This window comes from Streptomyces antibioticus, from assembly GCF_002019855.1.
Taxonomy (GTDB): Bacteria; Actinomycetota; Actinomycetes; order Streptomycetales; family Streptomycetaceae; genus Streptomyces; species Streptomyces antibioticus_B.
On the sequence record NZ_CM007717.1, the window covers coordinates 688,104 to 708,962 of the forward strand.

19 protein-coding genes and 1 pseudogene are annotated in these 20,859 nt (G+C 73.3%); 7 read left to right on the forward strand and 13 right to left on the reverse strand.

Annotated features, from left to right (window positions below):
* Nucleotides 1-26: 26 nt before the first annotated feature.
* From AFM16_RS03125 to AFM16_RS03150, 6 genes are all read right to left on the reverse strand, one after another.
* Nucleotides 27-824 (reverse strand): hypothetical protein, encoded by a 798-nt coding sequence (locus AFM16_RS03125; protein WP_143648298.1) that lies wholly within the window; start codon nt 822-824, stop codon nt 27-29.
* 35 nt (nt 825-859) lie between these two features.
* The gene (locus AFM16_RS03130) at nt 860-1,675 is read right to left on the reverse strand and encodes a vWA domain-containing protein (RefSeq protein WP_030787575.1); all 816 of its coding nucleotides are present in this window, start codon (nt 1,673-1,675) and stop codon (nt 860-862) included.
* Complete coding sequence (locus AFM16_RS38985; protein ID WP_078632197.1) at nt 1,672-2,643, reverse strand: hypothetical protein; 972 nt, start codon at nt 2,641-2,643, stop codon at nt 1,672-1,674. Before AFM16_RS38985 ends, AFM16_RS03130 begins: the two co-directional genes overlap by 4 nt.
* Nucleotides 2,640-3,917 (reverse strand): protein kinase family protein, encoded by a 1,278-nt coding sequence (locus tag AFM16_RS03140; protein ID WP_078632199.1) that lies wholly within the window; start codon nt 3,915-3,917, stop codon nt 2,640-2,642. Before AFM16_RS03140 ends, AFM16_RS38985 begins: the two co-directional genes overlap by 4 nt.
* A 3-nt stretch (nt 3,918-3,920) precedes the next feature.
* Nucleotides 3,921-6,512, reverse strand: a complete 2,592-nt coding sequence (locus AFM16_RS03145; RefSeq protein WP_078632200.1) for a hypothetical protein — start codon at nt 6,510-6,512, stop codon at nt 3,921-3,923.
* A gap of 174 nt (nt 6,513-6,686) precedes the next feature.
* The gene (locus AFM16_RS03150) at nt 6,687-7,127 is read right to left on the reverse strand and encodes a MarR family winged helix-turn-helix transcriptional regulator (protein WP_078632201.1); all 441 of its coding nucleotides are present in this window, start codon (nt 7,125-7,127) and stop codon (nt 6,687-6,689) included.
* 84 nt (nt 7,128-7,211) lie between these two features.
* Between AFM16_RS03150 and AFM16_RS03155 the strand changes: the two genes are divergently transcribed.
* The 7 genes from AFM16_RS03155 to AFM16_RS03185 all read left to right on the forward strand — a co-directional run bounded on the left by AFM16_RS03155 (nt 7,212) and on the right by AFM16_RS03185 (nt 14,415).
* Nucleotides 7,212-8,324, forward strand: coding sequence for a substrate-binding domain-containing protein (locus tag AFM16_RS03155; RefSeq protein ID WP_078632202.1), 1,113 nt, complete (start codon nt 7,212-7,214; stop codon nt 8,322-8,324).
* A gap of 224 nt (nt 8,325-8,548) precedes the next feature.
* A complete protein-coding gene (urtA, locus tag AFM16_RS03160) occupies nt 8,549-9,808 on the forward strand; it encodes an urea ABC transporter substrate-binding protein (protein WP_030787559.1) in 1,260 nt (419 codons plus the stop codon).
* A 71-nt stretch (nt 9,809-9,879) separates the two neighbouring features.
* Entirely contained in the window at nt 9,880-10,776 is an 897-nt protein-coding gene (gene urtB / locus AFM16_RS03165) for an urea ABC transporter permease subunit UrtB (protein WP_078632203.1), read from the forward strand.
* A complete protein-coding gene (gene urtC / locus AFM16_RS03170) occupies nt 10,773-11,855 on the forward strand; it encodes an urea ABC transporter permease subunit UrtC (protein ID WP_245177623.1) in 1,083 nt (360 codons plus the stop codon). The genes urtB and urtC overlap by 4 nt, the downstream gene beginning before the upstream one ends.
* Nucleotides 11,852-12,616, forward strand: coding sequence for an urea ABC transporter ATP-binding protein UrtD (gene urtD / locus AFM16_RS03175; protein WP_030787550.1), 765 nt, complete (start codon nt 11,852-11,854; stop codon nt 12,614-12,616). Before urtC ends, urtD begins: the two co-directional genes overlap by 4 nt.
* Complete coding sequence (gene urtE, locus AFM16_RS03180; RefSeq protein ID WP_078632205.1) at nt 12,616-13,308, forward strand: urea ABC transporter ATP-binding subunit UrtE; 693 nt, start codon at nt 12,616-12,618, stop codon at nt 13,306-13,308. The genes urtD and urtE overlap by 1 nt, the downstream gene beginning before the upstream one ends.
* 69 nt (nt 13,309-13,377) lie before the next feature.
* Nucleotides 13,378-14,415, forward strand: a complete 1,038-nt coding sequence (locus tag AFM16_RS03185) for an acyl-CoA dehydrogenase family protein (protein ID WP_078632206.1) — start codon at nt 13,378-13,380, stop codon at nt 14,413-14,415.
* Nucleotides 14,416-14,422: 7 nt separating this feature from the next.
* Here the strand turns inward: AFM16_RS03185 and AFM16_RS03190 are convergent, their stop codons facing one another.
* From AFM16_RS03190 to AFM16_RS03210, 7 genes and pseudogenes are all read right to left on the reverse strand, one after another.
* A complete protein-coding gene (locus tag AFM16_RS03190; RefSeq protein ID WP_078632207.1) occupies nt 14,423-15,562 on the reverse strand; it encodes an LLM class flavin-dependent oxidoreductase in 1,140 nt (379 codons plus the stop codon).
* 23 nt (nt 15,563-15,585) lie between these two features.
* A pseudogene (locus AFM16_RS03195) lies at nt 15,586-16,786 on the reverse strand (SfnB family sulfur acquisition oxidoreductase).
* Between the two features lie 5 nt (nt 16,787-16,791).
* A complete protein-coding gene (ssuE, locus tag AFM16_RS03200) occupies nt 16,792-17,346 on the reverse strand; it encodes an NADPH-dependent FMN reductase (protein ID WP_030787532.1) in 555 nt (184 codons plus the stop codon).
* 229 nt (nt 17,347-17,575) lie between these two features.
* Nucleotides 17,576-17,659: a putative leader peptide gene (locus AFM16_RS40595; protein ID WP_353962397.1), complete on the reverse strand. Its 84-nt coding sequence runs from the start codon at nt 17,657-17,659 to the stop codon at nt 17,576-17,578.
* Nucleotides 17,660-17,794: 135 nt separating this feature from the next.
* The gene (locus tag AFM16_RS39275; RefSeq protein ID WP_167797146.1) at nt 17,795-17,962 is read right to left on the reverse strand and encodes a DUF8839 family protein; all 168 of its coding nucleotides are present in this window, start codon (nt 17,960-17,962) and stop codon (nt 17,795-17,797) included.
* Nucleotides 17,963-18,050: 88 nt separating this feature from the next.
* Nucleotides 18,051-20,171: an MMPL family transporter gene (locus AFM16_RS03205; RefSeq protein ID WP_078632208.1), complete on the reverse strand. Its 2,121-nt coding sequence runs from the start codon at nt 20,169-20,171 to the stop codon at nt 18,051-18,053.
* 148 nt (nt 20,172-20,319) lie between these two features.
* Complete coding sequence (locus AFM16_RS03210; protein WP_030787525.1) at nt 20,320-20,817, reverse strand: MarR family winged helix-turn-helix transcriptional regulator; 498 nt, start codon at nt 20,815-20,817, stop codon at nt 20,320-20,322.
* Nucleotides 20,818-20,859: the final 42 nt, after the last annotated feature.

Consider the following 20,859-nt stretch of genomic DNA (forward strand, 5'->3'; position numbering starts at 1 on the left):
GGTGCCGGGTCTTCGGTGCTCGGGGGTCAGTGCTCGGGCCGCGGGCGGATCCTGATCATCGTCGTGTCGTCCCGCTCGATCGCGCGGGCCGCGCGCAACTCGGTGACCAGGCGTTCGAAGGCGGGCTCGTCCACCTGCCGGACGACCTGCCACCAGGCCGCCGCGCCCGGCCCCGCGCCGGTGTGGCCGTGGGTGAGCAGGGTCTCGGCGAGGGCGTCGGAGACCAGCAGGACGGTGTCCTGGCCGTCGAGCCGGCCCTGGTAGTGGTGGATCCGGTCGGCGGCGAGGGGTTCGGCGGCGCTGAGCAGGTCGGGGTGCGAGCCGAACAGCGCGGCGTCGCCGAGCGGGAAGGCCCGCAGCAGCGCGTCCCCCCGGAGGTGGAGCAGACAGGAGTCGCCGACCGCCACCGCCTCGAAGCTCCAGCCCTCGGGCGCCGGCCGCAGCCGCATGCCCAGGAAGGTGGCCTTGGCGACGCCCCGGGCCTCGGCGTCCTCCAGCCAGAAGTCGGCCGGCCTGCGATGCGTCTCCTGGCCGTCGGCGCCCATGACCGCGGCGGCCGCGTTCCCCTTGCGCCGCTCGGCCTCCCGCTCGCTCCACTTCTCGCGGCAGCGGTCCACCCAGTGCACCAGGGACTCCGGGGAGTGGTCGGGGCCCTCGGTGACATACTCCCGCGCCAGCAGCCGGGCCCACGGTCCGGCCCGGAAGGCGGAGCTGGCGCCGTCGCACAGGGCGAAGGCCCGCCGGTCGCCGGAGACGGCCACCGCGTCCCGCCATTCCTCCGGGCACTCCGGGGTGGCGGGAACCCGGTACACATGTACGTCCACGCCGGTGCCCGCCCCCACGCCCACCCCGGCCTCGCTCACAGCGTGCCGACGTTCAGCGCCTTGACGACGGCCGCGAGGTCGGCGTTGCAGACGAACCCGCGCGCGCCCTCCCCGGGGCGGGGCTGGCCGTGCCGTTCGGCGTCGGTCCTGGCGTACTCCAGCATCCGGGAGGTCAGGACGGAGGAGGTGTGGAACAGGCCCGCCGTGTAGCGGTCCGGCAGACCGGCCGGGTCGCTGGGGAAGAGGACCGGCTCGGCCGCCCGCGCGGCCACGGCCACGTTGAACATGCTGAGCGGCCCCTCGATGGTCCGCAGCGCCACCAGCCGGTCGACGCGTCCGGCGACGTCGTCCAGGGTGCCGTCGGTCGCCTCGCCGTCGGTGATGTTGATGACGACCGGCGCCGGGGAGTCCTGGTGCGCGGCGACCCAGCCGGCCGCGAAGTCGTGCGCCAGGTCGAGGGCGGCGCACATCATCGTCTGGCCGTCGGCGACCGGTTCCAGCCAGACGGGCCAGGACTGGCCGTCCGGCTCCTCGTGGATCCGCAGGAACGAGTCCGCCAACTGGGGTGCGGAGACCATAGGGTTGGCGAATCCGTCGCCGTTCTTCAGCAGCGGCCGCACCCGGTCGGAGTAGCCGATCAGGGCGATGTCGAAGTAGTGCCGGGGCCCCTTGTCGTCGACCACACAGCGCTGCACGAGCTGCATCAGCAGACGGTTGGTGGTGTCGGCCAGGGCCTCGGCCTTGGACCGGCCGACGGCGCCCAGCATGGGGGCGGACATGGAGTACGACTGGTCGAGGAGCAGGATGAAACAGGCCGGGTGCCGGCGGTCGACGCGGGTCGTCTGGTTCATGGGTCGCCTCCGTCCCCCCACGGTCGCGGGGTGAAGTGGTCCGGATCGAGCAGCAGCCGGGGCGGTCGCCCCAACGCGTCCAACTGCCAGCCGAACGCGCACTGTCCGCACGCCCCCGCACTCCCGGCGAGCTGAGCGGCAGGCGTCGTCCCGAGGTCGAAGGAACCGCACCTCGGGCACTGGGGGCCGGTCTCCGGGCGGGTCGCGGGGTGGTGCGGGGAGCCGGCGAGCGTGGCTCGGAAGGCGTGGATGTCGAAGGTGGGGGCTGGAGTAGGGGTTCGTGTGGGGGTCGGACGGGCGGGTGGTGGCGGTGGCGGTTCCGCCTGGGTGGCCGGCTCGCTCGGGGGCGGGGCCGCCTGCTGTACGGGTGCCGGGGAGGGTGCCGCCGTCTCCTTGCGCCGGTGCCCCTGTGGTGCCGGTGTCGTCAGTCCGCCGATCCCGCGCAGGGCACGGGCCGAGGGGACGACGAGCAGGCCGACGGCGATGAGGCCCAGGACGCGCAGGATGGGGGTGTCGCCGCGGTCCGGCGGCGGCTCGGCGGCGCGCAGCACCGTGCCGTCCTCGTCGACGACCTCCACCGACCTGGGCTGCCGTCCGGCCACCGTGCCGGGGTGGCCCGCACCGGCGAGGTCGACGACGGTGGGCGGCAGCAGGGCGGCGATCCGCCGGCTGAGCACCGGGCCGGGCGTCCACGCTCCCTGCCGGTAGGGGACGGGCGGCGGTGGGGGCGTCACGATCACCAGGTCGGCGTCGGCCCGCCGGGCGCGTTCCGCGATGCGGTCGAGGTCCGACGGCCCTGCTTTCGGGGGCAGTTGAACCACCATGGTCCGCGCGGGCGCCGGGGCGCCGCTGCCGCCGCCGGGGAGCACCGCGGCGAGCAGGGCCGCCGCCAGGGCGAGCAGCAGGACGACGGTGCCGGTGCGGGACCAGGTGACGGGGCCGGGCGGGCGGGCCCGGGTCCCGGTCACCGTACGACTCCGATCAGCACGGCGAGGAGCATCAGCAGCGCCAGCCCGGCACCGATCAGGACCGGCCGCGCGGGCGGTGTCCCGCGCCGGGCCTCCGGTACCGGACGCGTGAAGGGGATCGTCCGGTCCTCGGCCCCGGGTGCGGCCGCCCGGTCCGCGGCCTCCGGGGGCGGCGCCTCCGGCACGACGGTCGGCACGGGAGGCATGGACGGCATGGACGGCACGGACGGCACGACAGGAATCGTGGGCGGGGCCGGCACGGCGGGCGGCACCGGTACGAGGGGCGGTGCGATCGGCGGTGCCGGGACCGGCGTCGTGAGCGTCCACCCCGCCGGCGGGGCCGACGCCGCCGTGGGCTCCGGGACGTCCAGCTCCCGGAACGGCGGCACCTCGCTCAGCGGGCCCCGGCAGGCGCCGTCCAGCAGTGCGGTCAGCCGTCTCACCTCCACGCTGCGGCTGGCGGCGAGGCGGAACCACAGCGGGGTGGCCATGGGCAGGGCGAAGTCCTCCGCGGTGAAGAGGAGGTTGTCCTCGTTGTGGAAGTCGTCCCACAGGCCGGGGTCGACGGCCAGCGCGAGGATCGACGCCTGGATGACGAGGGCCGAGAACCGGTCGGCGGTCCGGTCCCCGTGCCCGTCCCGCAGCCGTTCGGGGTGCTGGAAGTGCGGGTGTCCGTACTCCCGGGGCGCTTCCGCGGACAGCTCGGACGTCCATACGGCGTCCAGGTCGATGAGCCGGATCCGGCCGCCCTCCTCGATGCGGACGTTGTCGTGCTGGAGGTCGCCGTGGGCCATGCCGAGACCGTCGAGCCAGGCGAGGACCCCGCGCCACCGGTCGGCCAGCAGCGTGAGTTCCTCGCGCCGTCCGGCGCGTGCCTCCAGATGGGCGCGCAGGCTGTCGCCCGCGACGTGCTCCATGACCACCGCGGGCCACCAGTGGTCGTCGATCCGCACGGCCTCCTCCACCCATTCGGCGTCCGCGGGCACCCACGACCCCTCCGCGTCGGCGTCCGCCCGGGCCGCCCACTTCTCCAGCGCCTCGTACCGCAGGCGCAGGGCCGGGGTGGGCCGCTCCTTGAAGCAGCGCAGGACGAGCGCGCCGTCCGAGGCCCGCAGGACGTAGGCGACGGCGTTGGCCCCCTCCATGCGGCGCATCAGGCCGCCGCGCCGTTCCACGACGGCGCCGGCGAGCCTGCCGTGGCGGGGGAACGCCGCCCGCTGCACCGCCGTGTCGAAGGCCGCGACGTCCGGCCAGGGCGGGGGAGATCCGGTCAAGGATCAGCCCTGCCCTGGGCCGGTCTTCCGGCCGGGCAGCGGTGCTCCGACGGCCGCGGCCACCTCGGTGCCGCCGGTCCTGACGTCGTCGGCGCGCTTGAGCAGGACGCTCACCGCCTCGGACAGCGCGGCCTCCGCGCCGTCGAACTCGCCCGGCCAGATGGAGCGTTGCTCGGCCCGGCAAACCCTCCGCCACTCGCGTTCCACGCCGGGTGTGCCGGTGGCGGCGGCGAAGAACTGGAAGGCCGCGGCGGCCAGGACGCGCACCATCGTCAGGGCCTCGGTGTGCAGTTTGTGCTCCAGCTCGCCCACGGCGTGCTCCACCGTGGTGACCAGGTGGTGGTGGAGCTGCTCCATGTCCGCCGTGGCACCGGCCGCGTAGCCGCCCCCGGCGGCGGGCGGAGCGGGCTGCGGGTCGGGCTCGGACGCGGGGTGCGGGCCGGGGTGCGCGGCGGGCCGTGGCTGTCCCGGCTGTCCCGGCTGGGCGTCGGCCGGGGGCTTGAACCAGCTCGCCCTGCTGCCCGGCGGCGGCTCCTCGCCGGCCTTCGCCTGCCCGGCGTGCGCCTCGGCGGGGGCCGGTGCCGGTGCCGGTGCCGGTGCCTGTGTTTGTGCCGGGATCTGCGGCAGGGTGCGCCCCGTGAGGTTGCGGACCTCCTGCACGACGGGGCTGCCGACGCGCAGGAACAGACTGCCGTAGTCCGTGCGCAGTCCGGTGAAGTCCTCCAGGGCCTTCTTCAGCACGGGTGCCGGGACGCGCTCCACCCGGTGCAGCAGCGCCTCCAGCGGGCGGTCGTCCACGGGGACGACGGCCTCGGTGAGCCGGGTGCGCAGGGCGTCGGCCATCCGCTGCCAGAGCAGGGCGACGGCGCGGTCGACGGAGGCGTCCACTCCCCCGAACTCCTCGGTGAGCTTGGTGCGGGCCCGGTTGAACCACCAGTCGGCCATCGCGCCGGCCCGCCAGAACATGCCGTTCCTCGTCCGGGACCGCCACTCGTCCTCGTCGGCGGAGTCGAAGCCGCCGCGCACCCAGTCCCGGACGCGCTCGGCGGCCTCGTCGACGGCGGCCTCGATCTGCGGGATGTGCTCGCCGCGGGCGACCATGCCGTCGTACTCCTCGTAGACCACGCCGAGTTCATCGGCGAGGTCGTCGCAGAGGCGGTCGGCCAAGGTCTGGAGCCGGTCGGCCTCGTCCGGGACGCCGAGCTGCCAGCGCTCGGCGGAGGCGGCCACCTCGGCGGCGAACAGCAGGGCCTCGCGGGTGACTTCGGAGACGCGGCGGCGCAGTCCGTCGAGCATCGCGCGGTCCATCTCGGCGAGCCGGTCGGCGAGATGGCCGAGGACGACCGGCAGCAGCAGCTCGCGCACGGCGGCGTCCGCCGACTCGGGCGTGCCGCCGAGGGGACATTCCACGGTGCGCACCTCGTAGTGGGCGACCGCGGCGCGCGCGGTCTCCAGCACGTTGCGGGCGGCCTCCGGGGACAGGCTCACGTCGGGGTTGGCGACCACCATGGCGAAGTCCGACAACGGCACGTCGCCGCAGGCGAGTTGGGCGAGGTGGAGGTCCGCGTAGTCCTCCTGGCCGAAGAAGGCCGAGTTGGCCGCGCCGCGCTTCACATGGAGCAGGAAGTCGACCTCGTGGGTGAGGTCGCGCAGGAAGTGCTGCTGGACGTCGAGGCCGGCCTCGCCGGCGCCGGGCAGGTCGACGAGGACCATCGCGGTGGTGTCCACGTGCGGGAAGTCGCAGCGGACGTGGATGTCGCGCACCGCGTGGTACAGCCGGGGCGTGGCGGCCCCGCCGTCCTCGCCGCTGGGGTAACTCAGGTACGGGGCCAGCTCCTTGAGGGGGACGACGATCCGCTCGCCGGGGCCGCGCCGGGCCAGCAGCGGGAGATAGTCGTCCAGGGAGGTCTGCGCCTGGATCAGTTTCCTGAGGTAGGGCAGGGCGACGGCGCTGTAGTCGTCGGGGGCGCCGCCGCCGTCGCCGGGCTGCGGGTACACGTGGACCCGGAAGGACTGCGGGTCGCGGGGCGGTCCGGCGGGGAGCTGGGCGGAGGCGTGCAGCGGCGCGAGGTACTGCTCCACGAACTCGTCCCAGGTGCGCAGGGTGACCAGGGCCTCGGCCTGTCCGGGCCGGTGGTGGATCCAACTGCGGGACGCGGTGGTCGGGTTGTTCTCGTGCGAGGGCAGGACGGTGCCGTCCAGGCCGCTGGCGGCCCGCAGCAGGGTGCTCTTACCGGCCCTGGTGCGGCCCACGACGCCGACGTTGACCGTGTCGCGGTCGACGCGGGACCGCACGGCGCCGAGGTGCGCCTCGGTCTGCCGGATCTGTGCCGTGAGCCGTTCGAGGCGGTCGGGGCCGCCGTCCGCGGCGGGTCTGCGCCATGCCTCGACGGCGGCGAGCGCCTGGTCGGGGTCGGCGCCGCGGGCTCCGGCACCGGCGGTCTCGGCCACCAACCGGTCGACGGCGTCGACGAGTTCGGTGAAGCTGTCGGTGAAGATGTCCCAGTACCGGTCGATCTCCGCGACCAGCGGGCGGTGCACCGCCCGGCCGGCCAGCGCACGGCTGATCGACGCCTCCAGACGTGACCGGTCCACGTCTTCCCCCCTTGGAGTAACCGGATGCGGCCATCCGGACGTGGCCTGAATATAGCCACCGCACTCTTCACGTAATCCCCATATAAGCCGATCAGTGACGGGTGGGACGAAATGCCACGGGAGCGGCAGAGGGGAACGATTCTGCGTGCGTACGTCCGATACGCCGCCGTCCGGTCACACCCGGGAGGAGTCGTCGAGGGTCTCGGCGAGCCGGTCGAGGAGGGCGCCGAGGAGGTCCTCGTCGGCCGGGCTCCCGGCCGGCCAGGCGGCCCGGACCGCGCGGTCGGCGCGCCGCCAGTGGTCCTGGCCGCGCGGGGTGAGGTAGACGAGGATGCGGCGCCGGTCGAGCGGGTCGACCCGGCGGTGCACGAGGTTCTGGTCGACGAGCTGGTCGACCAGCTTGGTCAGGGTCGGCGCCGGCAGGAAGGCGGCCTCGGCGATCGCCGACATGTGGTGTCCGGTGCCGTCGGAGAGCAGCGCGAGCACCCGCCAGGCGTCCACCGAGCAGCCCTCCTCCTCCAGGGCGGTCCTGAGCCTGCGTTCGGCCAGCCGCTCGGCCCGGGTGAGGAGCCGCATCAGATCCTGCGGCCTGCGAGGAGTCGAGGAGGTGGGCATCCGGTATCCGCTCCTAGGTCACGGGGTGCGTACATCGTAGGAGACACACTGGAGTTCGGCGGGCCGACCCGGAAGCATGTCGCCATGGTCCGGCACGACTCCCCCGCCTCCGACTGGTTCACGGCCGACGCGTCGGCGCTCGGTGTGGCCCTGGTCTTCCCGATGCAGGGGCCGGCGGGGATCTTCGGGCCGGCCTGCGAGCTGTGCGCGCGGCTGGCGGCGGAGGAGGTCAACCGGGCGGGCGGGGTGCTCGGCCGCGAACTGCGGCTCGTGCCGGTCGACGGGGGCGCGCCGCCGCGCGAAGTGGCCGATCACGTCGAGGCGTTGGTGGATCTGGGGGTCGTGCAGGGCGTCACGGGCTGGCACATCTCCTCGGTGCGGCAAGCACTGGCCCCGCGGATCGCGCACCGGGTGCCCTATGTGTACACGGCTCTGTACGAGGGCGGTGAGCACACCGCCGGGGTGTTCCTGACCAGCGAGACCCCGCGCGACCAACTGCGGCCCGCGATGGTGCTGCTGGCGCACGAGCGGCGGGTGCGCCGCTGGTTCGTGGTGGGCAACGACTATGTGTGGCCCCGGCGGACGGCGCGGGCGGCGCACGCGTACGCCCGGGAGACGGGCGGCCGGATCGGCGGCGAGGTGTATCTGCCGCTGGGCACGCACGACTTCGAGCCGGTGCTGCGGCGCATCGAGCGCTCCGACGCGGACGCGGTGCTCCTGCTGCTGGTGGGCAGCGACGCGGTGCGCTTCAACCGGGCGTTCGCCGCGTACGGGCTGGACGCGCGCTGTCTGCGGCTGAGCACCCTGATGGACGAGAACATGCTGCTGGCCAGCGGCCCTTCGGCGACGGTGGACCTCTACAGCACCGCCGGTTTCTTCGCCTCGCTCGCCACCGCGGACACGCTCGACTTCCACGGGCGCTACGCCGCGCGGTTCGGCGTGGAGGCGCCGGCCCCGGGCAGTCTCGGCGAATCCTGCCACGAGGGTGTCCTGTTGCTGGCGGCGCTGCTGCGCCGGGCGGGGACGGTGGACGTGGCGGCGATCGGCGCGGCCGCGGACTCGGTGTCGTACGAGGGGCCGCGGGGGCTGCTGCGGCTGCGTGGCGGGCATGTCCGCCAGCGCATCTATCTGGCGCGCGCGGACGGACTGGACTTCGACGTGCTCACCGAACTCGATCCCCACGGCTCCCGCTCTTGACAGTCCCTCAGACCGTCAAGATACTTCCCACGGAAAGTAATTAGAATGCCTCGGGCGAATTGTGAATTCGGACGTTCAACGTGGTTCGAATGCATGTCACGTCGCCGCGGGGCGTTTTTTGTTGCCTCCGGGAAAGTCGCGTGAAACACCGTGGAAACAGGGCGACTTGAGGCTGTGGACCGCACTTGGGGAGGTTTCTCTCCAGCACACCCGAGGGGGTTGTCTTGTCCAGCGGTTCACGTTTTCCCCGCCGCCGCTTCCTGGCCGGCGGTGCCGCGCTCGCGGCGGTCGTCGCACTCTCCGCCTGCGGCGCCAAGACCGACGCGTCCGGCTCGTCGTCCGACAAGGCCGCGAAGATCGACGTCAGCGGTGACAAGGTCAGGGTCGGTCTGCTCAACTCGCTCTCCGGCACCATGGCGATCAGCGAGGTGACCGTACGCAATTCGCTGCTGCTGGCGGTCGACGAGATCAACGCCTCCGGCGGGGTGCTCGGCAAGAAGATCGAGCCGGTCTCCGAGGACGGCGCCTCCGACTGGCCGACGTTCGCCGAGAAGGCGGCCAAGCTCATCAAGGAGGACCAGGTCGCGGCCACCTTCGGCTGCTGGACCTCGGCCAGCCGCAAGGCCGTCAAGCCGGTCTTCGAGAAGAACAGGTCGCTGCTGTTCTACCCCGTGCAGTACGAGGGCCTGGAGGAGTCGCCGTACATCTTCTACACCGGCGCCACCACCAACCAGCAGATCATCCCCGCGCTCGACTACCTCAAGGGCCAGGGCCTCAAGAAGATCTACCTGGTCGGCAGCGACTACGTGTTCCCGCGCACCGCCAACAAGGAGATCAAGGCGTACGCGAAGGCCAACGGCATGACGGTCCTCGGCGAGGACTACGCGCCGCTGGGGTCCACGGAGTTCAGCACGATCGCCAACAAGGTGAAGGCGTCGAAGGCGGACGCCGTCTTCAACACCCTCAACGGCGACTCCAACGTGGCGTTCTTCAAGGAGTACAAGTCCGCCGGCCTGACCGCGAAGTCCATGCCGGTCGTCTCGGTGTCGATCGCCGAGGAGGAGGTCAAGTCCATCGGACCGCAGTACCTGGCGGGCCAGTTGACGGCGTGGAACTACTACCAGACCACCCCCGGCGCGGCGAACGAGAAGTTCGTGAAGGCGTACAAGGCGAAGTACGGCGCGGACAAGCCCACCAGTGACCCGATGGAGGCCGCGTACACCTCGGTCTACCTGTGGAAGGCGATGGTGGAGAAGGCGAAGTCCTTCGACCCGGAGAAGGTGAAGGCCGCCTCCGACGGGATCACCTTCGAGGCGCCCGAGGGCAAGGTCACCGTGGACGGCGCCTCGCAGCACATCCACAAGACCGCGCGCATCGGGAAGATCGGCACCGACGGACTGATCACCGAGGTGTGGAACTCCGGGGAGCCGGTCAAGCCGGACCCGTTCCTCAAGGGCTACCCCTGGGCCGCCGGCCTGTCCTGACCGCCCGTCGCAGGGGGACCCGCGTCCAGCCGCGGGTCCCCCGCCGCCCCGTCTCCCCTCGGAGCCGCCGTATGACCGTGATCCTCGGTCAGACCTTCACCGGCATCTCGATCGGTGCCGTCCTGCTGCTCATCGCGCTCGGTCTGTCGCTCACCTTCGGCCAGATGAACGTCATCAACATGGCCCACGGCGAGTTCATCATGGCGGGCGCCTACACCACATACGTCCTTCAGAAGTCCATTTCCAGCGCCGGAATTTCGCTGCTCGTCGCGCTGCCCGTCGCATTTCTCGTGTCGGGGGCGCTCGGCGCGCTGCTGGAATGGCTGCTGATCCGCAGGCTGTATCTGCGGCCCCTGGACACGCTTCTCGTCACGTGGGGCGTCTCCCTGATGCTCCAGCAACTCGCCCGGGACGTGTTCGGCGCGCCCAATGTGCAGACCCGGGCGCCGGACGCGCTCACCGGGAACGTCACGGTGATCGGCGGCGCCGATCCGCTGACCTTCGCCACCAGCCGGCTGTTCATCCTGGGCCTCGCCGTCGCGGCCGTGGTCGCGCTCTCGCTGACCCTGCGGCTGACCCCGCTGGGCCGCCGGATCCGGGCCGTCGTGCAGAACCGGGACCTCGCCGAGGTGTCCGGCATCTCCACCGCGCGGGTCGACCGCACCGCGTTCTTCCTCGGCTCCGGGCTCGCCGGGGTGGCCGGGGTGGCGCTGACCCTGGTCGGTCCGATCGGGCCGACGATGGGCACCAACGTGATCATCGACGCCTTCCTGGTGATCGTCGTCGGCGGCATCGGGCAGCTCAAGGGCACGGTGATCGTCGCCTTCGTGCTGGGCGTGCTCCAGTCGGTGCTGGAGTACTCCACCACCGTCTCGGTGGCCAAGGTGCTGGTCCTGGTCGGCATCGTCGCGTTCCTCCAGTGGCGGCCCCAGGGGCTGTACACGCTGCGCACGAGGAGTCTGGTGTGAAGGTTCTCAAGGGACGTACCGCGTGGGCCGGGTTCGCCGCGGGGGCGGTGCTGCTCTTCGCGGTCGCCCCGGCCCTGCTGTCCGACTTCCGTCTCGGGCTGCTCGCCAAGTACCTGTGCATGGCCATGGTCGCCGTCGGCATCTGCCTGGCCTGGGGCCGCGGCGGGCTGCTGACCCTCGGCCAGGGGGTGTTCTTCGGCCTCGGCGGCTACGCGATGGCGATGCACCTCAAGCTCGCCGACGCGGGCCCCGGCAATCTGCCCGACTTCATGCAGCTCTACGGCACCGCCACCGAACTCCCCTGGTGGTGGCGGCCGTTCGCGAACCCGGTGTTCGCGCTGGCGGCGACGGCTCTGCTGCCGATGGCCGTGGCCGCGCTGCTCGGCCTGTTCATCTTCCGCCGCCGGGTCAGGGGCGCCTACTTCGCGATCCTCTCCCAGGCGCTCGCCGCGGCCTTCGCGATCTGGCTGGTCGGCCAGCAGGCCACCACCGGCGGCACCAACGGACTCACCGACATCCAGGGCTTCTTCGGCTACGCCCTGGACGATCCCGTCAACCAGCGGATGGTGTACCTCGTCATCGCCGCCGCCCTGCTCCTGCTGATCGCCGTGGCCCGTCAGCTCATCCACAGCCGCTACGGCGAACTCCTGGTCGCCGTACGGGACTCGGAGGAGCGGGTGCGCTTCCTCGGGTACGACCCGGCGAACGTCAAGCTCGTCGCGTACGTGGTCGCCGCCGGGATGGCGGGCCTGGCGGGCGCGCTGTTCGTGCCGGCCGTCGGCATCATCTCGCCCGCACTCATCGGGATCGTCCCGTCGATCGAGTTCGTGATCGGCGCGGCGGTCGGCGGCCGCGCCAGCCTGGTCGGGGCGGTCCTCGGGGCGATCGCGGTCGCCTGGGCGAAGACCACGCTGTCGGAGGAGTTCCCGGCGGGCTGGACCTACTTCCAGGGCCTGCTGTTCATCGTGGCGCTGGCCTTCCTGCCGGGCGGCCTCGCCTCACTGGCGAAGACGGTACGGCGGCGCAAGGCCGGAGCCCCGGACAAGGCGCCCGTCGTGGCGGTGGGAGAGGCGGCATGAGCGAGCTGGAGATTCGTGGACTGCGGGTGTCCTTCGACGGGTTCACCGCGGTCGACGGCGTCGACCTCGAGGTGCGCGCGGGCGATCTGCGGTTCCTCATCGGACCCAACGGGGCCGGCAAGACCACCCTGGTGGACGCCGTCACCGGGCTGGTGAAGGCGCGGGGCTCGGTGCGGTTCGGCGGAGCGGAGCTGCTGGGGCGCAGTGTGCACCGGATCGCCCGCTCGGGCATCGGGCGCACCTTCCAGACGGCCACCGTCTTCGAGGAGTTGACGGTCCTTCAGAACCTGGACATCGCGGCGGGCGCCGGCCGCGGCGCGTGGACCATGCTGCGCCGCCGCAAGGCCGTCCCGCCGGAGGTCACCGAGGCGCTGGCGACCGTGGGGCTCACCGACCTCGCCGACTCCCCCGCCGGGACGCTGGCGCACGGACAGAAGCAGTGGCTGGAGATCGGCATGCTGCTGGTGCAGGACGTCCGGCTGCTGCTGCTCGACGAACCGGTGGCCGGCATGAGCCACGACGAGCGGGAGGCCACCGGCGAACTGCTGCGCCGGATCAGCGCCGAGCGCACCGTCGTCGTCATCGAGCACGACATGGACTTCATGCGGTCCTTCGCGCGCAGCGTCAGCGTGCTGCACGCGGGCCGGGTGCTCAGCGAGGGCACGGTGGCGCAGGTGCAGGCCGATCCGAAGGTGCAGGAGGTGTACCTCGGGCACACGGCCACCGAGGACGCCGGTGACATGGCCGGGCAGGAGGCGTGATGCTGGAGATCGAGGACGTCCGGGCGGGCTATCACCGCAGCACGGTCCTGCACGGCGTCTCCGTGACGGTGCCGTCCGACGGGGTGACGGCGGTGCTCGGGCACAACGGCGCGGGCAAGAGCACCCTGCTGCGGACGGCCGTCGGACTGCTCACGCCCACCGCGGGCACGGTCCGTCTCGACGGGGAGGACATCACCCGGCGCCGGCCGCACGAGCGGGTGGCGCGCGGGATGGCGTACGTCCCGCAGGGCCAGCAGTCGTTCGGGCACCTCACCACCGCCGAGAACCTCCAACTCGTCGCCGACGGACGGCGGCGGGGCCGGGCGGCGGTGGCCGAGGCACTGGACCTGTTCCCGGCGCTGCGGGCCCTCTCCGGGCGCCGCGCTGGGCTGCTCTCCGGCGGCCAGCGGCAGCAACTCGCCATCGCCCGCGCCCTGGTGACCGAGCCCCGGGTGCTGCTCCTCGACGAGCCGACCGAGGGCATCCAGCCGTCGGTGGTCGCCGAGATCGAGGAGACGATCCTGGCCCTGGCGGCCCGGGGCGGGCTGTCGGTGCTGCTGGTGGAACAGCACGTCGGCTTCGCGATGCGGGCCGCCCAGCGGTACTGCGTCCTGGAGGCCGGCCGGGTCACCTCGTCCGGCACGGGCGGCCGGGACGCGGAACGGTCGGTGCGGGAGGCGCTCAGCGTGTGAGGCGGCGCGCGGTGCTCCCTGTGTGAGGCGTGCGGTGCTTCATGCGAGTCCTGGCCGAGAATCTTGGTCATGACCGCAGCGACCGCACCGCACCCCCTCGTCACCCGGGCCCGCCGTCTCGCCGACGACCTCCTCGCCCCGCACGCCGAGGAGGTCGACCGGACGCGGGTGCCGGAGAGCCATCTGCGGGAGATCCGGCGCTCGGGCCTGCTCGGGCTCAACGCACCCGTCGCGTACGGCGGGACGGCGGTGCCCGCCGCGGTGTTCCGCGAGACAGCGGAGATCCTCGCCGGGGCCTGCTGCTCGACCTGGTTCGTGCAGACCCAGCACCACACCCCGGTCCAGACCGTGGCCGGGAGCGACGGCCCCGTACGCGAGCGGCTGCTGCACCGGCTGGCGAGCGGCGAACTGCTGTCCGGGGTCGCCTACGCCCATCTGCGGGCCGCCCCGCGCAGGCCCGTCCGGGTCACCCGCGACGGCACCGGCTGGCGCTTCGACGGCACGGTGCCCTGGTACACGGGGTGGGGCCTGAACGACGTGCTGCTGCTCGCCGGGGTGACGGACGAGGACGAGGCGCTGTTCGCCGTCACCGAGGCCCGCGACCAGCCGGGCCTGCGGGCGTCCGCGCCGATGCGCCTGGCGGCGCTGACCGCGGCCCGCACGGTCTCCCTGGAGCTGGACGGGCTGCGGCTGCCCGAGGAGGCGGTGGCCCTGCACACCCCGCTGGCGCGCTGGGCGGCGGCGGACCGGCTGAAGACTGTGAACGCCAACCCCGCCGTCTTCGGCGTCGCCGAGGCCGCCCTCGGCCTGGTGGACGACGACCGCGCGGCCGCCCTGCGCGACCGGCTGGCCCGGGTCCGCGGCGACGCCTACGCGCTCGCCGACGAGGCGGCGCCGGACGAGCACCTCGCCGACCGGCTGGCGCTGCGGACCCAGGCGTACGAGGTCCTCCAGGCGGCGACCACCGCGGCCGTGGTGACGGGCGGCGGCCGCACGATGCTGCTGTCGCACCGGGCCCAACGGCTCGCGCGGGAGGCCCTGTTCCTGATGGTCCAGGGCCAGACCCGGGAGTCCCGCCGGTCGCACCTCGACGCGCTGGTCCCCTGAGGACGTGTCAGCCGGCGAACGGCACCTGCACGGAGGTGTCCCGCCGCTCGTCGGGGTGCCGCCACAGCCCGGCCCCGGCCAGCAGCGGCAGGACACCCTCGCCGAACCAGTACGCCTCCTCCAGATGCGGGTAGCCGGACAGCACGAACTCGGAGATGCCCAGCGCCGCGTACTCCTGGATGCGTTCGGCGACCTCCGCGTGGCTGCCCACCAGCGCGGTGCCCGCGCCGCCCCGCACCAGCCCGATGCCCGCCCACAGGTTGGGGTGGATCTCCAGCCCGTCCCGGCCGCCGCCGTGCAGCGCGAGCATCCGCCGCTGTCCCTCGGACTCGCTGCGCGCCAGCCCGGCCTGCACGGACCGTACGGTCTCGGGGTCGAACCCGGCGAGCAGCCGGTCCGCCTCCGCCCAGGCCGCCTCGGAGGTGTCCCGGGTGATCACGTGCAGCCGGATCCCGAACCGCGGTACGCGACCGTGGTGGGCCGCGAGGCCCCTGACCCACTCGATCTTCTCGGCGACCTGGGCGGGCGGCTCGCCCCAGGTGAGGTAGACGTCGGCGTGCCGGGCGGCGATCTCCCCGGCGATCGGCGAGGACCCCCCGAAGTACACCTCGGGCACCGGGTCGGGCACCCGGGCCAGCCGGGCGTCCTCGACCCGAAGGTGCTCGCCCTTCAGATCGACGGTCCCGCCCTCCCACAGCCCCCGTACGATCTCCAGGAACTCGCCCGTACGGCGGTAGCGGTCGTCCTTGTCGAGGAAGTCGCCGTAGGCCCGCTGCTCGTGGCTCTCGCCGCCGGTGACGACGTTGAGCAGGAGCCGTCCGCCGGAGTGCCGCTGGAAGGTGGACGCCATCTGCGCGGCCAGCGTCGGAGACACGAAGCCGGGCCGGAAGGCGACGAGGAACTTCAGCCGCTCGGTGTGCTGACTCACCATGGCCGTGGTCAGCCAGGCGTCCTCGCACCAGGCCCCGGTCGGGGTGAGCGCGCCCAGGAAGCCCAGGTCCTCCGCGGCGCGGGCGATCTGGCTCAGGTACGCGACCGTGGGCGGCCGGTCCCGTCCGGAGGCGGTGGCCGGGGTGCCGTGGCCGCCGCCGACGACATGCCGGCTGTCGCCGTTGGTGGGCAGGAACCAGTGGAACGTGAGGGACATACGGGGGCTCTCCGATCGGGGCGCTAGAGAAGTCCGTGGCGGGGCGGCCGGGTGCCGTTCAGGGCGTGGCGGCCGAGGTGCTGGATCTTCCAGCGGGTGGGGTCGTGCAGGGTGTGGGTGCGGGCGTCGCGCCAGTGCCGGTGGAGGTTGAGGGAGGCGAGCGCGGAGCGGGTGCCGGAGACCTCGAACAGGGCGCTGGACACCTCGACGGCGGCCCGGGCGGCCTGGACCTTCGCGGCGGCGACCGCGAGGGACGCCTCGGCGGCCGTGTCGTCGTCCAGGTCGGCGGCGGCCGCGTCGACCGTGCGGGCCGCCTCGCGCAAAAGCGCCTCCGACGCCCTTACCTCCAGGGAGAGTTCGCCGAACCGCTGGATGAGCAGCGGGTCCTCGGTGGCCTTCTCGGCGCCGCTCTCGAACCAGGGCCGACTGCTGGTCCGTACGAACTCCGCCGCCTCGGCGAGTGCGCCCGCGGCGAGGCCGGCGTCGATCGCGGCGTGCAGCAACTGGGCGACCGCGCCGTGGAGTTGGGGGGCCTTCGAAGGTGAGGTGGTGCGGCAGGACACGGTCGGCCGGCACCGGCACGGCGTCGAGTCGTACGGTGCCGCTCGCCGTGGTGCGCTGGCCGAGCCCGTCCCAGTCGTCGACGACGGTCACCCCGGGCGCGTCCGCGGACACGTACGCGACGTGGAGCCGGTCGTCCGCCGCGCGGGCGAGGACCGGGATCCAGTCGGCGAACAGGGCGCCCGTGCAGTAGTGCTTGACGCCGGTCAGGGTGAACGAGCCGTCGGGCCGGGGTTCCAGCCGGGTGCGGATGTCCTGGACGTGCCGGGTGCCCGCCTCGGACTGGGCGTTCCCGAAACGGCGGCCGGCGAGCAGTTCGGCGAAGAAGAACTTCCTCTGTTCGTCGGTGCCTTGGCGGCGGATCACGTTGACGTAGGCGAAGTGGCTCTGCGGGATCTGGGCGAGGCTGGCGTCGGCGGCGCCGAGCAGCCGGAAGATCTCCGCGAGGGTCAGGGCGGAGACGTCCGCGCCGCCGTGCTCGGCGGGGACGGTGACGGCCAGCAGCCCGGAGGCGGAGAGCCGGTCCAACTCGGCGCGCGGCAGCCGTCGTTCTGCGTCGCGTGCGGAGGCGCCGGTGCGGAACTCGGCGGCGAGGGCACGGGCGACGGCGAGCGCTTCGGCGTCGTCGGCGATGACATGGGCGCCGGGGGTGCGGGCTGTCATCGCGTTCAGCTCGCCGCTGCCAGGTACGGGGTGTGCCCGAGGGCGGCCGAGAACTGGTCGACGACCTGGGTGAGCGCCTCGGCGGCCGCGGGGGCGACGGTGACCGTGCCGTCGTCGTGCGCGGTGATGTCCTTGTCGAGGGTGAACCAGCCCTGCACGATGTGGGCGGCGCCCATGGAGTTGAGGACGGGCCGCAGGGCGTAGTCGATGGCGAGGACATGGGCGGTGGTGCCGCCGGTGGCCAGCGGCAGCACGGTCTTGCCGGTGAGCGCGTACTGCGGGAGCAGGTCGAGGAGCGCCTTGAGCACACCGGAGTAGGACGCCTTGTAGACGGGGGTGCCGACGACGACGCCGTCGGCGCGGGCGAAGAGTTCGGTGGCCTCGACGATCGCCGGGTGGCGGAAGTCGGCGCCGAGCAGGGCCTCGGCCGGGATCGTCCGGACGTCGAGCGGGATCACCCGGTGGCCCTGGGCGGCCAGTCGCTGGTCGAGGTGGCGCAGCAGTCGGCCGGTGCGGGAGGAGGCGGAGGGGCTGCCGGAGACGGACAGGACGGTGGCCATGGGTCCTCTTTCGAAGGTGCCGGGGGTGCCCGTGCGGGGGCGTTCCGGTGGAAGCGGCGGTCTGGGTGCCGGAGTCGGGCCCTGCGGTGCCGGTCCTTCCGCTCACACCGCGCGCACGCCGAAGTCCGGGCGCGGAAGGGCGAGTTCATGCCGCGCGCGTCGAAAGCACGCCGAAGCACGGGAGAGAAGGAAGGAGAAAGGGCGGCGGATCCGGAAGGGAAAAGCGTGATCAGGCCGCGCTGCGACAGGAGCTGCTGGAGACGCGCGCGAGATCGACATGGCGTCGCCGCGTGAGGTCCAGTCGCATCATCATGTCGTCGATCGTGGCAGCCGCCGGCCGCGGCAGTCAAGGAGACGACAACCGGTCTCGCATCCCGGACCAGGGAATTCGCCCGGGCCGGGCGCGCGTGACCGGTCGCCGGTCCTCGCCTCGACAGTCCTCGTCCGGTCAGTCCTCGTCGTTCGCCGGGACGACCACGAGGAAGGCGTCGGACCTCAGATCCATCACCACGGTGGCGGGCAGGCCCTCGGCGCGGCGCCGGGCCGCGTACTCCTCCGCCGGCCACGAACCACGCGGGGATCCCGCGGGAAACCGTTCCAGCACCTTCGCACCCATGGCCGCGGCACCTCCGTCCTCGCGCCCTCCGCCCCCGCGGCGGACAGCGTCGTACGGATCCGGCTGCCCCGGATCCGTACGAGCATGTTCACCCGTCGGAGCGGTCGGACCGCGCGTGGTCGGACGGGGCATCGCCCCGGCCCAGGCGGCTCGGCCACCAGACCGGCCCGCCGATGTCCCGCACCAGCGCCGGCACCAGCAGCGAGCGCACCACGAGGGTGTCGAGGAGCACGCCGAAGGCCACGATGAAGGCGATCTGGACGAGGAAGGCCAGCGGGATCACGCCCAGCGCGGCGAAGGTCGCGGCGAGGACCACGCCGGCGGAGGTGATGACACCGCCCGTGGTGACCAGGCCGCGCAGGACGCCCTGCCGTACACCGTGCCGCAGGGACTCCTCGCGGACCCGGGACATCAGGAAGATGTTGTAGTCGACGCCCAGCGCGACCAGGAACACGAACCCGTACAGCGGTACGGACGGGTCGGTGCCGCCGAAGCCGAACACATGGCGGAAGACCAGCGCGGACACCCCGAGCGTGGCGAGGAAGTTCAGCGCGACCGTGGCGACGAGCAGGGCGGGCAGCAGCAGGGACCTGAGGAGCCCGGTGAGGATGAGGAAGATGACGGCGAGGACGACGGGGACGATCAGCGTGCGGTCGCGTTCGGCGGTGCGCAGGGTGTCGTAGCGCTGGGCCGTGTAGCCGCCGACGAGGGCGTCGGCGCCGGGTATGGCGTGCAGGGCGGTGCGCAGGCGGGCCACCGTGCGCTGCGCGGCCTCGCTGTCGGCGGCGTCGGTGAAGGTGACGTCGACGCGGACCCGGCCGTCGACGACCAGGGGTGCGCCGCCGGGCCGCCCCGAGGCGGTCGTCCCGGCCGCCTCGGCGACGCCCTCGGTGCGGCGGGCGGCGGCGAGAACCGGCTCCAGGCGGTCGGCGGCGGCGATGACGACGGCGGGGTTGCCCGAGCCGCCGGGGAAGTGCTCGCTCAGGGTCCGCTGGGCGGCGACGGAGGGGGCGTCGTTGACGAACGTCTCGTCCAGGGGCACACCCTTGGAGGTCAGCATCGGCGCGAAGGCGGCGCCGGCCAGGAGTGCGGCGAGGGTCACCGCCCAGACCCGGCGCGGCGCCCGGTCGACGAGGTCCGCGACCCGCCGCCACACGCCCTCGCCGGCGCCTCCGGAGGCGGGCCGGGCGCCGGGCTTGGCGGGCCAGTAGGCGGCGCGGCCCAGGGCGACGAGGACGGCGGGCAGGAAGGTCAGCGTGGCGACGACGGCGCAGACGATGCCGATGGCGCCGACCGGCCCGAGCGCGCGGTTGTTGGTGAGGTCGCTCAGCAGCAGGGCGAGGAGCCCCAGGACGACGGTCGCCGCGCTGGCCACGACGGCGCCCCAGGACTGCCGCAGCGCCGCCCGCATGGCGTCGGTCCGGTCCGTGCGGGTGGCGAGTTCCTCCCGGTAGCGGGCGGTCAGGAGGAGGGCGTAGTCGGTGGCGGCGCCGATGACGAGGATGGACAGGATGCCCTGGACCTGTCCGTCGACGCGGACCAGGTCGTGGTCGGCGAGCGCGTAGACGATCGCGCAGGCCAGTCCGAGGGCGAGGACGGCGGCGACGATGATCACCAGCGGGAGCAGCACGCTGCGGTAGACGAGCAGCAGGATCACCAGCACGGTGACCAGGGCGACGACGAGCAGCAGGCCGTCGATGCCGGCGAAGGCGTCGGAGAGGTCCGCCTGGGCGGCGGCGGGGCCGGCGAGCTGCACGGTGGTGCCGGGGACGCGTTCGGCGGCGGTGCGGATCCGGTCGAGGGTGCCGGCGAGGTCGTCGCCGAGGTCCGTCCGCAGGGGTACCACGCCTTCGAGGGCCTCGCCGTCCTCGGAGAGCAGGGCGGGCGAGACCTGTCCGGCGACGCCGGGGGTGTCCGCCAGGGAGGCGAGGACGCCGTCGGCGGCGGCGCGCCGCTCGGTGAGGCCGGTACGGGTGCCGGTGCCGGTCCACACGACGATCGCGGGCAGGGTCTCGTCCTGCCGGAAGGCGCGCTGGGCGGTGACGACCGCGGTGGACTCGGCGCTGCGCGGCAGGAACGCGGCCTGGTCGTTGGTGGCGACCTCGCCGAGGCGCCCGGCGTAGGGGCCGAGGACACCGCCGACGCCGAGCCATACGGCGATCAGGAGGAGGGGGACGAGCAGGCGGGCGCGTCGCGGGGTGGTGGACATGGGGCTCCAGGCTCCGGTCGAGGAGGATCACGAGGGGAGTCACGAAGACTCGACGGTGAACAATCTCAATGATTGACATTGTCAGTGGCCGTGATCATAGAGGTCACCGTCTCTTCCGTCGTCACCCGGCCCCCGGATGCACCCCGTTCTAGAGCGGCGGGCGCGTCAGCTCGTCGTTCATCGCCGCGAGGAAGCGCAGCACCACCGCCCGCTCCTCCTCGGTGAACCGGGCGCGCGCCCCCTCCACCGCCTCGGCCAGCGGCCGGAAGTAGCTGCGGGCCGCCGACCGCGCGTCGGCGGCGTAGTACAGGTGGACCACGCGGCGGTCGGCGCTCTCCCGGACCCTGCGCACGTGTCCGGCCCGCTCCAGCCGGTCCACGCAGGCGGTGACGGCCCCGGAGGTCAGCCCGAGGTGCTCGCGCAGGCCCTTCGGCGTCATCGGGGTGTCGGCGTCCAGGATCGCGGCGAGCGCCTGGACGTCCGTCGGATGCAGTCCCTGGTCCCCCGCGAACGCGTACACCAGCCGGTTGATCTCGCCGTTCATCCGGCGCAGGGCGACAGCGAAGGCGTGCAGGTCGCCGCGTGCCGCGGGCGCGCCGGACCCCCCGTCCCCCGACTGCCGCTCCCGGTCGTTCACTGTGGCCACGCGGCCAGCGTAGCCGTCCGCTTCCGCACCCCGTCGTTCACC

Bases quoted from the DNA above. Each gene is read 5' to 3' on its own strand.
- AFM16_RS03130 (WP_030787575.1), bottom strand. From the start codon at position 1,675: ATGAACCAGACGACCCGCGTCGACCGCCGGCACCCGGCCTGTTTCATC.
- AFM16_RS03150 (WP_078632201.1), bottom strand. From the start codon at position 7,127: ATGCCCACCTCCTCGACTCCTCGCAGGCCGCAGGATCTGATGCGGCTC.
- AFM16_RS03155 (WP_078632202.1), top strand. From the start codon at position 7,212: ATGGTCCGGCACGACTCCCCCGCCTCCGACTGGTTCACGGCCGACGCG.
- urtB (WP_078632203.1), top strand. From the start codon at position 9,880: ATGACCGTGATCCTCGGTCAGACCTTCACCGGCATCTCGATCGGTGCC.
- urtD (WP_030787550.1), top strand. From the start codon at position 11,852: ATGAGCGAGCTGGAGATTCGTGGACTGCGGGTGTCCTTCGACGGGTTC.
- urtE (WP_078632205.1), top strand. From the start codon at position 12,616: ATGCTGGAGATCGAGGACGTCCGGGCGGGCTATCACCGCAGCACGGTC.
- AFM16_RS03185 (WP_078632206.1), top strand. From the start codon at position 13,378: ATGACCGCAGCGACCGCACCGCACCCCCTCGTCACCCGGGCCCGCCGT.
- AFM16_RS03190 (WP_078632207.1), bottom strand. From the start codon at position 15,562: ATGTCCCTCACGTTCCACTGGTTCCTGCCCACCAACGGCGACAGCCGG.
- ssuE (WP_030787532.1), bottom strand. From the start codon at position 17,346: ATGGCCACCGTCCTGTCCGTCTCCGGCAGCCCCTCCGCCTCCTCCCGC.
- AFM16_RS40595 (WP_353962397.1), bottom strand. From the start codon at position 17,659: ATGATGATGCGACTGGACCTCACGCGGCGACGCCATGTCGATCTCGCG.
- AFM16_RS39275 (WP_167797146.1), bottom strand. From the start codon at position 17,962: ATGGGTGCGAAGGTGCTGGAACGGTTTCCCGCGGGATCCCCGCGTGGT.
- AFM16_RS03205 (WP_078632208.1), bottom strand. From the start codon at position 20,171: ATGTCCACCACCCCGCGACGCGCCCGCCTGCTCGTCCCCCTCCTCCTG.